This window comes from Stenotrophomonas sp. Sm10 (genome assembly GCF_030985515.1).
GTDB lineage: Bacteria > Pseudomonadota > Gammaproteobacteria > Xanthomonadales > Xanthomonadaceae > Stenotrophomonas > Stenotrophomonas hibiscicola.
This window is the reverse complement of the sequence record NZ_JAPTFO010000008.1, coordinates 61,698-73,957: the sequence shown is the minus strand read 5'-3', so window position 1 is coordinate 73,957 and position 12,260 is coordinate 61,698. Positions and strand designations below refer to the sequence as shown.

General features: G+C 66.3%; 11 protein-coding genes. 6 read left to right on the top strand and 5 right to left on the bottom strand.

Annotated features, from left to right (window positions below):
- Window positions 1–118: 118 nt before the first annotated feature.
- Together O0J15_RS04000 and ubiE are read right to left on the bottom strand one after the other, a co-directional pair.
- A complete protein-coding gene (locus O0J15_RS04000; RefSeq protein WP_308305114.1) occupies window positions 119–2,047 on the bottom strand; it encodes a M1 family metallopeptidase in 1,929 nt (642 codons plus the stop codon).
- Between the two features lie 183 nt (window positions 2,048–2,230).
- Window positions 2,231–2,992, bottom strand: coding sequence for a bifunctional demethylmenaquinone methyltransferase/2-methoxy-6-polyprenyl-1,4-benzoquinol methylase UbiE (gene ubiE / locus O0J15_RS03995; protein WP_019660690.1), 762 nt, complete (start codon window positions 2,990–2,992; stop codon window positions 2,231–2,233).
- Between the two features lie 80 nt (window positions 2,993–3,072).
- On the opposite strand from ubiE, the gene O0J15_RS03990 reads away from it, so the two are divergent.
- From O0J15_RS03990 to O0J15_RS03970, 5 genes are all read left to right on the top strand, one after another.
- Window positions 3,073–3,525, top strand: a complete 453-nt coding sequence (locus tag O0J15_RS03990; protein WP_005419409.1) for a nucleoside deaminase — start codon at window positions 3,073–3,075, stop codon at window positions 3,523–3,525.
- A 198-nt stretch (window positions 3,526–3,723) separates the two neighbouring features.
- Complete coding sequence (locus O0J15_RS03985; protein ID WP_021203905.1) at window positions 3,724–3,984, top strand: hypothetical protein; 261 nt, start codon at window positions 3,724–3,726, stop codon at window positions 3,982–3,984.
- Between the two features lie 75 nt (window positions 3,985–4,059).
- Window positions 4,060–4,395 carry a hypothetical protein gene (locus tag O0J15_RS03980; RefSeq protein ID WP_021203904.1) on the top strand — a complete coding sequence of 112 codons (336 nt, stop codon included), beginning with the start codon at window positions 4,060–4,062 and terminating at the stop codon, window positions 4,393–4,395.
- A 67-nt stretch (window positions 4,396–4,462) separates the two neighbouring features.
- Entirely contained in the window at window positions 4,463–4,885 is a 423-nt protein-coding gene (locus tag O0J15_RS03975) for a low affinity iron permease family protein (protein ID WP_019660693.1), read from the top strand.
- 286 nt (window positions 4,886–5,171) lie between these two features.
- Window positions 5,172–5,444 carry a transposase gene (locus O0J15_RS03970; RefSeq protein WP_308305113.1) on the top strand — a complete coding sequence of 91 codons (273 nt, stop codon included), beginning with the start codon at window positions 5,172–5,174 and terminating at the stop codon, window positions 5,442–5,444.
- Window positions 5,445–5,552: 108 nt separating this feature from the next.
- Here O0J15_RS03970 and smeF read toward each other — a convergent pair whose 3' ends face one another.
- From smeF to smeD, 3 genes are all read right to left on the bottom strand, one after another.
- A complete protein-coding gene (gene smeF, locus O0J15_RS03965) occupies window positions 5,553–6,938 on the bottom strand; it encodes a multidrug efflux RND transporter outer membrane subunit SmeF (protein WP_308305112.1) in 1,386 nt (461 codons plus the stop codon).
- Window positions 6,939–7,035: 97 nt separating this feature from the next.
- Entirely contained in the window at window positions 7,036–10,158 is a 3,123-nt protein-coding gene (gene smeE / locus O0J15_RS03960) for a multidrug efflux RND transporter permease subunit SmeE (RefSeq protein ID WP_164144575.1), read from the bottom strand.
- Window positions 10,159–10,170: 12 nt separating this feature from the next.
- Entirely contained in the window at window positions 10,171–11,355 is a 1,185-nt protein-coding gene (gene smeD / locus O0J15_RS03955; protein ID WP_155030142.1) for a multidrug efflux RND transporter periplasmic adaptor subunit SmeD, read from the bottom strand.
- A gap of 207 nt (window positions 11,356–11,562) precedes the next feature.
- Here smeD and smeT point away from each other — a divergent pair, with 207 nt between their 5' ends.
- Window positions 11,563–12,222 (top strand): efflux transporter SmeDEF transcriptional repressor SmeT, encoded by a 660-nt coding sequence (gene smeT / locus O0J15_RS03950; protein WP_032961200.1) that lies wholly within the window; start codon window positions 11,563–11,565, stop codon window positions 12,220–12,222.
- Window positions 12,223–12,260: the final 38 nt, after the last annotated feature.

Below are 12,260 nucleotides of genomic sequence, written 5' to 3'. Positions count from 1 at the left end.
CCTTTGCGAGTGCATCCCGATTCTATCGGCAGCGAAAAGCGGATACACCAACGGCGGGTTTCCCCGCCGTTGGTGGTGAAGCAGTGACCGGTTGCTGGCCAGCGGCCGGCACTACCGCTTACTTGGCTTCAGCCTTGGCCAGCATGTCCTGGACCGAGGCGGTGGTGATCGGGTGGTAGCCCGGCTTGGCCTTTTCGAAGGCCTGCTTGGCCAGCTCCAGCCCCTTCGGGGTCTTCACCAGTTCGGCGTAGATCGGCAGGATCAGCTTGCGACGGCCGACGCGCTCGATGAATGCCGCCGCGCCTTCATTGGCCTGCTCGTAGCCGCTGCGGATCGCCAGCGGGTACCAGCGCATGGCGATTTCGCCATTCGGGGTGCCGGTGAAGTGGAAGGCCTTGTCCAGCGTGGCCAGCTTGTCCAGCGGCTGGGTTGCGCCCAGGCCGTCGATGAAGCGCACCCATTCCTGGGTGCTCCAGTCGGCGATGACCTGGCTGCTGGGCACGGTGCCGGCGCTGGCAAAGGCGATGCGTGCGGTATCGACGCTGCTGAAGTTGCGCGACTGCGCCTTGGCCGCGAACGCCGGGATACCCGGCTCGTCCAGCCATGCCTTCAGTTCGGCCTCGGTCACTGCCGACGGATTCTTCGGCAGCAGGTTCTTCTTCATGTAGTCGACGAACTGGTCGGTGTTCGCGCTCTGGAAAGCATGGTCATCGAACCAGCCCCGCAGGAACGGATCGAAGGTCTCGCGGCCGAAGCGCTGCTCCAGGAACTCCAGGAACCATGCACCCTTGACGTAGGCGACCTGGCTGAGCGCTTCGTCGGGGTCGCGCTCGTTCAGCGGCGGCAGCGCCAGCGCCTGGTCGGCCGGGCTCATGTCCTTCACTTCGGCCAGCAGGTCGGTCTGGTCGATCTGCTTCTCCATCTCGGCCATCTCCTTGCCGTACAGGGCTTCGGTGATGCGGCCCTGGACGTAGGTAGTGAAGCCTTCATTGAGCCAGATGTCCTTCCAGCTGGCGTTGGTCACCAGGTTGCCCGACCAGCTGTGCGCCAGTTCATGGGCGACCAGCGAGACCAGCGACTTGTCGCCGACGATCACGGTCGGGGTGGCGAAGGTCAGGCGCGGGTTCTCCATGCCGCCGAACGGGAACGACGGCGGCAGCACCAGCATGTCGTAGCGGCCCCAGCGGTATTCGCCGTACAGCTTCTCGGCGGCACCGATCATCTTCTCGGTGTCCTCGAATTCCTTGGCGGCCTTGTTGACCATGGTCGGCTCGGCCCAGACGCCGGAGCGGCCGGAGATCGGCTCGAACACCAGGTCGCCGGCCGCGATGGCCAGCAGGTAGGACGGAATCGGCTGCGGCATCTTGAAGGTGTAGTCACCGTCACGCGCGGCCTTCGGATCGTTGTCGGCGCTCATCAGCACCATCACGTCCGGGCGCGAGACCACGTGCGCGCTGTAGGTGAAACGCACGCTCGGGGTGTCCTGCAGCGGCACCCACGAACGGGCGTGGATGGCCTGCGACTGGCTGAACATGAAGGGCAGCTTCTTGCCCTCGGTCATCGACGGCGCCAGCCACTGCAGGCCCGAGGCGGTCGGTGCGGTGTGGTAGGTCACTTCCACCTTGGCCGGCTGCTCCGCAGCCTCGATGGTCAGCTTGCTGCCGAACACCTTGTCGGCCGGGGCCAGTTCGAACTTCAGCGGGCTGCGCGCGCCGTCGGCGGCAACGGCCTCGACCTTGGACACGGTCAGCTCGCGGGTGTCGAGCACCAGCTGCCTGGCGTCCTTCTGTTTCCATTCCAGGGTGTAGGTGGCGGTACCGCCGATCTGCTTCTGGTCGAAGTCCAGCTTCAGATCCAGCGCGATGTCCTTGATGACGACCTTGTCCGGCTCGGCGTACGAGCTTTCGTCGTGGCTGCGGTTCTCGGCGTTCACGGGGGCGGCAGGGGCCTTTGGGGCTGGGGGGGCGGGGGCGGGCGCGGCCGCCTCCTGGGAGCAGCCGGCGGCCAAGGCCACGGCCAGCGGAAGGAGCATCAGCGGATTACGCATGAATCGGGACCGTTACGGGGATCAAACCCCAATGGTAACTCCCTCCGGCCGCGCAGGCGTTGCGCGGTGCGGGGTAATGGCGGCCCACAGCACCGGTAGTGCCGGCCGCTGGCCGGCATCCGCACGGACGACGACCGGGCACGGGGATGCCGGCCAGCGGCCGGCACTACCCGGACACCGGGCTTACAGCTTGTAGCCGGAGTGGATCGAGACGATGCCGCCGGTCAGGTTCTTGTAGTGGCAGCGCTCGAAGCCGGCCTGCGCCATCATCGCCTTCAGTTCGTCCTGCGGCGGGTGCTTGCGGATGCTCTCGGCCAGGTACTGGTAGCTGTCCGAGTCATTGGCGAACAGCTTGCCCAGCTTCGGCAGGATCTTGAACGAGTGGAAGTCGTAGATCGGCTTGAACCAGTCCGCGGTGACTTCGGAGAACTCCAGCACGCGGGCCTGGCCGCCCACCTTCAGCACGCGGTACATCTCGCGCAGGCCAGCGTCCTTGTCGGTCACGTTGCGCAGGCCGAAGGCGATGGTGACCAGGTCGAAGCTGTTGTCCGGGAACGGCAGGGCCTCGGCGTTGCACTGCACGTAGTCCAGGCCCAGCACCAAGCCGCGGTTGGTCAGGCGGTCACGGCCGACCGACAGCATGCCGGCGTTGATGTCGCCCAGCACCACCGAGCCCTCGGCGCCGACGCGCTCCTTCAGCAGGGCGGCGATGTCGCCGGTGCCGCCCGCCAGATCGAGCACGCGGTCGCCCGGCTTCACCTGCGCGGTGGCCACGTAGTAGCGCTTCCACGCCCGGTGCACGCCCAGGCTCATCAGGTCGTTCATCAGGTCGTAGTTGCGCGCGACCGAGGTGAACACCTGGCCGACCAGCTTCTGCTTGTCCTTGGCGGCGACGTCGCGGAACCCGAAATGGGTGGTACCGGCTTTGTAGGGGGATTCGCTCATGGCCCCGATTATCGCACCGCCGGGGGCCAGCGGCACCCCCTGCCCGTATCATGGCGAGCCACGACTTACCGGAGCCCCGCATGATCACCACGCCCGACTACCAGGCCCTGCTGCAGACCGCCATCGCCGAAGCCCGCCAGGGCCTGGCCGAGGGCGGCGTGCCGATCGGCGCGGCCCTGTACCACAACGACGGCCGCCTGCTTGGCTGCGGCCACAACCGCCGCGTGCAGGAAGGCGACCCGTCGGTGCACGGCGAGACCGATGCGTTCCGCAAGGCCGGCCGCCAGCGCCGTTACCAGGACACGATCATGGTCACCACCCTGGCACCGTGCTGGTACTGCTCTGGCCTGGTGCGCCAGTTCAACATCGGCACCGTGGTGGTGGGCGAATCGCGCACCTTCCAGGGCGGCATCGACTGGTTGCGGGAAAACGGCGTCAACGTGATCGACCTCGACAACCAGGAATGCGTCGACCTGCTCGGCGATTTCATCAGCCGCCATCCGGACATCTGGAACGAAGACATCGGTGAATGAGCCACACACCGTCATCCGTTGAACCCGTTTAATGAACGCTTCAGTGCCGCCACCTCTTAGTGCGGACAGCGTTTGCGGCCATTGCCGTGACCGCGCGCACAGTCAGCTGGACTGCGTGCACACACTGCGGTAACACCCCGCCCGGCTGACACGCCTAGGGTGGGGTTACCGGGGCTCGTTTCCCCGGCGGAGCCAGCCATGTGCGCGCACGCCGTACGACCTACGCCCGACCCGATCCTCGAATCCATCCGCGAACGCCTGCAGCAGCACTTCGCGCTGCACCGGCGCAGTGCGTCGTTCTGGAGTGCCTACCAGGGCCTGCAGCTGGAACTGGTGCGCGGCCAGCCACGCGATCACGAGCGACTGTGCAACGCGATGGCCACCATGGCCGAGCAGATGGGGGCGGTCGAGCACGCGCAACTGATCAGCAATCGCCACACCGGCTCCACATCCCGCTGACGCGGCATGCACCGGCAGATACGCCACACTCCGATGAACCCCCACTCCCTTTCCACTCAACCGAACTGGATTGTCATGCACGCTGAAGTCCCCACCATTCCTCCGGTCATCAACGTAGACGCCGAGCTTGACCACTGGCGCCGCCAGCATGCCGAGGGCGCACTGCCGCACAACTCGTTCGGCTCCTACGTGCCGTGGATCAAGTTCGCCTGTGATTCGCTGATCACCCAGCCGCGCGCCAGCGAGGCCGAACGTGACGAAATGTTCCAGACCCAGTACGCCCTGCAGATCATGCCGCGGCTGAGCGAAGCACAGGCCCGCGAGTTCGTCGACCTCTGCTGGCAGCACGTCTATCAGAGCAGCCCGGTGCGCAGCCTGCAGGCGCCACGACTGCAACGCATGCGCGCCTGACGGCCGCTGCACGGCGCCTCCACGCGCCACTGCCGATCATCCTCGTCACCTGAGTGGGACGACGACGATGAAAGCACGAAACCTGTTCAATACGATCGCCAAGAAGGCCGCGGCCGCCACGGGCTCGCCGTGGACCTTCCTGGCTGCAGTGGCGATCGTGGTGATCTGGGGCATCAGTGGCCCGGTGTTCGGCTTCAACGACACCTGGCAGCTGGTGATCAACACCGGCACCACCATCATCACCTTCCTGATGGTGTTCCTGATCCAGCACACGCAGAACGCGGACACCGCCGCGATGCAGATCAAGCTGGACGAGCTGATCCGGGCAACCGCCGAGGCCAACAACGAGCTGCTCGATCTGGAAGAACTGGACGAGGCACGCCTGGAAGAGATCCGCGCCGAGTACGAGCAGATGGCGCGCGAAGCCGGCGATGCGCTCGCGCGGGTGCGCGCCTGCCATGCAGCGCGGCGCGACGATGAAGCGATCTGACGGTAGCGCCGGGCCATGCCCGGCGAGCGCGATACCCGGAAGAATCCCACACGGGCCATCGCCCTCGGCTGATAACGGCGGACATCCCATCAGTGCAGACTGGCGCCATGTCCAGCCGTCACCTGGAACGCGGCCGCCACTCCCGTATCCGGGGCTACTACGTCCTCACCACGGTCGTACGCCACCGGCGTCCGGTCTTTGAAGATCCACGTTGTGCAACGTGTCTTGTGGATGCATTGAGGTATGTTGAACGCTGAGCCTCGGTCGGTCCTTTGCTTGGGTCGTCATGCCTGACCATCTGCACTGGCTGATGCAGCTGCGCGACGGATCACTGGCGCGCATGATGGGAACGGTGAAATCCCGCAGCAGCCGGTTGCTGGGGCAGCAGTTCGGCATACAGACGCCTTTGTGGCAGCCGAGCTGTTTCGATCACGCGGTACGCAGCGAGGAAGCCTTGAGGCGCCATGCGTTGTACATCCTGGGCAACCCCATCCGAGCAGGGTTGACCCTGCATCTCGATGAATATCCGTTTGCATGGTGCCGTTGGCCCATGCAGTAGCGCCTGGCCATGCCCGGCGAGCACGAAGTGCGGTCCGCCCAGACGTCAGGCATGCAGGAACGAAAAGCCGCCGGGCGTGGCCCGGCGCTACCGGTATCGAATTGCTGCTCAGCTGCGCTCGTGCCAGCCACCGCCCAGCACCTTGTACAGCGTGATGCGGTTGGCCTGCTGCGCCAGCTGCGCCTGCAGCTGGGTCTGTTGTGCGTTGTAGGCGGTACGCCGCGCATCCAGCAGGGTCACGAAGCTGTCCAGGCCCGCGTCGTAGCGCGCCTGCGACAGGCGGTTGGCCTGTTCGGCCGCTTCCACCAGGCGCTGCTGTGAACTCACCTGCTCGTCCAGGCTGACATTCAACGCCAGCGCATCGGCGGTTTCGCGGAAGCCCACCTGGATCGACTTCTCGTACTGCGCCAGAGCGATATCACGATCGGCGTTGGCGATGGCCAGGTTGGCGCGCAGCTTGCCGCCCTGGAAGATCGGCAGCGTGATCTTCGGCAGGAAGCTCCACACGCGCGTACCGCTGTCGAACAGGTTGGACAGTTCGCTCGAACCACTGCCGATGCTGCCGGTCAGCGAGATGCTCGGGAAGAACGCCGCGCGTGCCGCACCGATATTGGCGTTGGCCGCCAGCAGCTGGTGTTCGGCGGCCATGATGTCCGGGCGCTGCAGCAGCACGTCGCTGGGCAGGCCTGCCGGCGGCGGTGCCAGTGCCAGCAGCTGCGGTTCGATGCCGTCCGGCAGCAGTGCCGGATCGAGCTGGCCACCGGCCAGCAGCGCCAGCGCGTTGCGGTCCTGGGCCAGCTGGCCACGCAGGCGCGCAGCATCGGTGCGCGCGGTCTCGACCAGCGTGCGGGTCTGGGTCAGTTCCAGTGCCGAACTGCCGCCACGCTCGTGGCGGGCCTCGGCCAGGCGCAACGAATCTTCGTAGGTCTTCAGCGTGGCCTCGGCGATCTTCAGGCGCTGCGCGTCGGCACCATACGTCAGCCACGCAGTTGCGGACTCGGCCACCAGGCTCAACTGCGCGTTGCGGCGGTTGGCGGCCACCGCGAAGTACTGCTGCAGCGCGGCTTCACTGAGATTGCGCACGCGGCCGAACAGGTCCAGCTCGAACTCGGCCACGCCAACGCCGGCGGTGAACTGCTCGCTGACACCGGCATCGGTACCGCGACGGTCCATCTGGCCGGTGACGGCCACGCCAGGCACGCGATCAGCGCGCTGCACGCGGTACTGGCCGCGCGCGCGTTCAACGTTGAGCACGGCCACGCGCAGGTCGCGATTGTTCTGCAGCGACTGCTCGATCACCTGCTGCAGGCGCGCATCGGTGAAGAAGTCGCGCCAGCCGACGGCGGCGGCATCGGCCACCTGGCCCTGTACTGCCTCGGCCGGCCACTGCGCCGGGATGGCCGGAGCGACGGCGGTGTTCTTCGGCACCAGGGTGGAGCAGCCGGCGAGCGCGAGCACGCCGGCCAGGGATACAACAAGAGAAGAGAATTTCATGGCGACACCTTGGGGGTCACGGTGGTAGCGCCGGGCCATGCCCGGCGGCTACGCGGTGAGGCATCCGCCGGGCATGGCCCGGCGCTACCGGATTTCATCACTCGGCGGTCTTGCGCTTGAACACGCGCTGCACCACCACGAAGAACAGCGGCACGAAGAACACGCCGAGCACGGTGCCGACGATCATGCCGCCGAGCACGCCGGTGCCGATCGCCTGCTTGGCGCCGGAACCGGCGCCGGTGGAGATCGCCAGCGGTACCACGCCCATGCCGAAGGCGAGCGAGGTCATCACGATCGGGCGCAGGCGGTCGCGCACGGCGTGCATGATCGACTCGATCAGGCTGGCGCCCTTTTCCAGGTTTTCCTTGGCGAACTCGACGATCAGGATCGCGTTCTTGCTGGTCAGGCCCACCGTGGTCAGCATCGCCACCTGGAAATAGATGTCGCGCTCCAGGCCCTTGAAGGTGTTGGCCAGCACCGCGCCGAGGATACCCAGCGGGGCCGCCAGCAGCACCGCGGTCGGTACGCTCCAGCTTTCATACATCGCGGCCAGGCACAGGAACACGATCATCAGCGACAGCGTGTACAGCAGTGGCGTCTGCGAGCCGGCCTGGCGTTCCTGGTAGGACATCGCCGTCCACTCGATGCCGAAGCCCGCCGGAAGCTGCTTGGCCAGCTGCTCGATCTCGGCCATGGCATCGCCGGAGGCGACACCCGGGGCCGGTTCGCCCTGGATCTCCATCGCCGACACGCCGTTGTAGCGCTCCAGGCGCGGCGAACCGTAATCCCAGTGCTTGGTGGCGAATGCACTGAACGGCACCATCTCGCCCTTGTCGTTCTTCACGGACCAGAGGTCGAAGTCCTCCGGGACCATGCGGAACGGCTGGTCGGCCTGCACGAACACGCGCTTGACGCGGCCACGATCGACGAAGTCATCGATGTACGAGCTGCCCCACGCAGCGGCCAGCGTGCCGTTGATCTGGTCGATCGACAGCCCCAGCGAGGTCGCCTTGGCCGCGTCGATGTCGATGCGGAACTGCGGCGTGTCCTCCTGGCCGTTCGGGCGCACGTTGGCCAGCTTCTTGCTGCCGGCGGCCAGGCCGAGCAGCTGGTTGCGTGCGGCGACCAGTGCCTCGTGGCCCTGGCCGCTGTTGTCCTTCAGGAAGAAGGTATAGCCCGAGGCAGTACCCAGTTCCGGAATGGCCGGCGGCGGGAAGGCAAAGATGAAGGCATCCTTGATCTGGCCCAGGGCCGCCATCGCACGACCGGTGATCGGCATCACGCCATTGTCGGCGTCACGCTCGCTCCAGTCCTTCAGCTTGACGAACGCCATGCCGGCGTTCTGGCCCATGCCGGCGAAGCTGAAGCCCTGCACGGAGAACACCGAATCCACCGCATCCTTCTCGTTCTGCAGGAAGTGGTTCTCCAATGCCGCGATCGATTCCAGCGTGCGCTCCTGGGTGGCGCCGACCGGGGCCTGCACCAGCGCCATCAGCACGCCCTGGTCTTCGTTGGGCAGGAACGAGCTGGGCAGGCGCACGAACAGCACGCCCATCAGCACGAACAGTGCCGCCACGATGCCCATGAAGCGCCACGGACGATGGATGATGCCGCGCACACCACGCTGGTAACTTTCGCTGGTGCGGTCGAAGCCACGGTTGAAACCGTTGAAGAAGCGACCGGCCAGGCCGCGGTGGGCAACATGATGCTCACCCTTCTTCAGCGGCTTGAGCATGGTCGCGCACAGTGCCGGCGTCAGCACGATCGCCACCAGCACCGACAACGCCATTGCAGAGACAATCGTGGCCGAGAACTGCCGGTAGATCACGCCGGTGGATCCGCTCATGAAGGCCATCGGCACGAACACCGCCGACAGCACCAGGCCGATACCCACCAGCGCACCGGTGATCTGGCCCATCGACTTGCGGGTCGCTTCAAGCGGCGACAGTCCTTCCTCGGACATGATGCGCTCGACGTTCTCCACCACCACGATGGCATCGTCCACCAGCAGACCGATCGCCAGCACCATCGCGAACATGGTCAGCATGTTCACCGAGAAGCCCAGCATCGCCAGCACGCCGAAGGTACCCAGCAGCACCACCGGCACGGCGATGGTCGGGATCAGGGTGGCGCGGAAGTTCTGCAGGAACAGGTACATCACCACGAACACCAGCACGATCGCTTCGAGCAGGGTCTGCACCACGCCCTTGATCGACACGCGCACGAACGGGGTGGTGTCGTACGGGATCTCGGCCTTCAGCCCGGCCGGGAAGAAGCTCTTCATGTCTTCCAGCGCAGCGTCCACGCCGGCCGCAGTATCCAGCGCGTTGGCGCCGGTGGCCAGGGTGACCGCCAGGCCGCTGGCCGGCTGGCCGTTGTAGCGGGTGACGAAGTCGTAGGACTCGGCACCCAGTTCGACGCGGGCGACATCACCCAGGCGCAGCTCGGCACCGTCCTGCGCGCCGCGCACGATGATGTTGCGGAACTGTTCCGGGGTCTGCAGGCGCGACTGCGCGTTGATGGTGGCGTTGAGCTGCTGGCCCTTCACCGACGGCGCACCGCCGAGCTGGCCGATCGCCACCTGGGCATTCTGTGCCTTGATCGCCGCAGTCACTTCCGCGACGGACAGGCCATAGGTATGCAGCTTGTTCGGGTCCAGCCAGATGCGCATGGCGTACTTGCCACCGAATACCTGGATGTTGCCCACGCCTGGCACGCGGCTCAGGCGATCGACGACATTGGAACCGACGTAGTCGGCGATGTCGTTGGCATCCATGCTGCCGTTCTCGGACACGAACGCGATGACGTTCAGGAAGCCCGAGCTGGACTTGGCCACGTTGATGCCCTGCCGCTGCACTTCCTGCGGCAGCAGCGGCATGGCCAGCTGCAGCTTGTTCTGCACCTGCACCTGGGCGATATCCGGGTTGGTGCCGCTCTCGAAGGTCAGGGTGATGGTGGCCTGGCCGTTGGACGAGCTGTTGGAGGAGAAGTAGATCAGGCCATCGAGGCCCTTCATGTTCTGCTCGATGATCTGCGTCACCGAGTCCTCGACCACCTTGGCCGATGCACCCGGGTAGGTGGCGCTGATTTCCACCGCCGGCGGTGCGACGTTGGGGTACATCGAGACCGGCAGCTTGAACAGGGCCAGGCCGCCGGCGAGCATGATGATGATGGCGATCACCCACGCAAAGATGGGTCGATCGATGAAAAAGCGTGCCATGGAGTTCTCCGCTTACTTCGCGTCGCCGGCCGGGGCGGCAGGCTGGGCGGCTGCCGCCGGCTTGGCCGGAGCAGCGCCCTTCTCGGTGGCCTTGACCGGCATGCCGGGGCCGATCTTCTGCAGGCCTTCGACGATGACCTTGTCACCGGCCTTCAGGCCGTCCTCGACCAGCCACTTGTCGCCGACCGTGCGGCTGACCTTGACCGGGCGCACTTCGACCTTGTTGTCCTTGCCGACCACCATCGCGGTGGTGTCGCCCTTCGGATCGCGCGCGATGCCCTGCATCGGCACCAGCACCGCATCGCTGCGCACGCCGCCGCCGATCACCGCACGCACGTACATGCCCGGCATCAGCAGGCCGTCCGGGTTGTCCACCTTCACGCGCAGGCCGAAGCTGCCGGTGGTCGGATCGACGCTGACTTCGGAGAACTCCAGCGTACCCTTGTGCTCGAAGGTGCTGCCGTCTTCCATCAGGATGCTGACCGGCAGGGTCTGGTTGTCCTGCAGGCGGCCGGCGGCCAGTTCGCGGCGCAGCTGCAGCAGCTCGGCGGAGGACTGGGTCAGGTCGACATAGATCGGGTCCAGCTGCTGCACGGTAGCCAGTGCATTGGCCTGGCCGGCGCTGACCAGCGCACCCTGGGTGACGCTGGACTTGCCGATGCGGCCGCTGATCGGCGCGGTGATGCGGGCATAGCCGAGGGTGACGTTGGCCGCGTCCAGCGAGGCCCTGGCGGCACCGACATCGGCCTCGGCCTGCTTCTGCGCGGCGACGGCGTTTTCCAGGTCCTGCTGGCTGACCGCGTCGACCTTGGCCAGCTCGGTGATGCGCTTGGCGCTCAGGCGCGCGGCGTTGGCCGTGGCTTCGGCGCGGGCCAGCTGGGCGCGGGCGCTGTTGGCCTGGGCGCGGTAGCTGGCGTCCTCAATCTGGTACAGCGGCTCGCCGGCCTTGACCATGCCGCCTTCGGTGAACAGGCGCTTGGCAACGATGCCGTTGACCTGCGGGCGCACTTCGGCGACCAGGAAGGCGTTGGTACGGCCCGGCAGTTCGCGGGTCAGGCCCACGGTTTCGGACTTCAGCGTGACCACGGTGACGTCACCCGGGCCCTGCTCGGGGGCCTGGGGTTGGCCGCCGCAGGCAGCCACGGCTGCGGCGATGGCCAGCGACAGCGCAAAGGGTCGGATTCGGCTCAGCAACATGACGGAAAGGCTCTTAGGGGAAGGAATCTCAAATCGCGCTGATACAGGCCGAAAGCGCCAGCAGGCAACGCGCACCAGCGGGGAGTGGGAGCCGGACCGGCCTGCCACGCACACGACGGGAATGATGGGAGCGAAATATACATACATGCTTGTTTGTTTGTAAACCGGTACAATTCAGCCACGTTTCACCCGCACTCGTACCTACCCATGGCCCGCAAGACCAAAGAGGACACCCAGGCAACCCGGGAAGGCATCCTTGACGCCGCCGAAGCCTGCTTCCATGAACACGGCGTGGCCCGTACCACGCTGGAGATGATCGGCGCCCGCGCCGGCTATACCCGTGGCGCGGTGTACTGGCACTTCAAGAACAAGAGCGAGGTGCTGGCCGCGATCGTCGAGCGGGTGCACCTGCCCTTCATGCAGGAACTGGAGCGCACCTCCACCGACCAGCGCGACACGCCGGTGCACGACCTGCGCGCGGTGATGATCCACTCGTTCATCGAGCTGTCCGAGGACGAACGCCTGCGCAAGACCATGGAGATCATGCTGCGCAGCGATGCGTCGGCCGACACCAGGGTCCTGACCGAAATGCAGCAGGCCGGCTTCCGCGATGCGCTGGACCGGATGGAGCGCGCCCTGCGTCGCGCCAGGGACCTGGGCCAGCTGCGCGAGGGCGCCGACCCGAAGATCGCCGCACGCATGCTGCACGCCACCGTGCTGGGCGTGCTGCACGGCGCGATGGTCGAACCGGAACTGATGGACCTCAAGCGCGATGGCATGCTCGCGCTGGACATGACCCTGGCCGCCTACGTGAAGGATGGCGTGTTCGTTCCCGGCACCGTCCCCGAGCCGCTGCCCGAGGCGTGAACGAGGCTGCTCCCATCACTGCGGCACCCCCTGCAAGG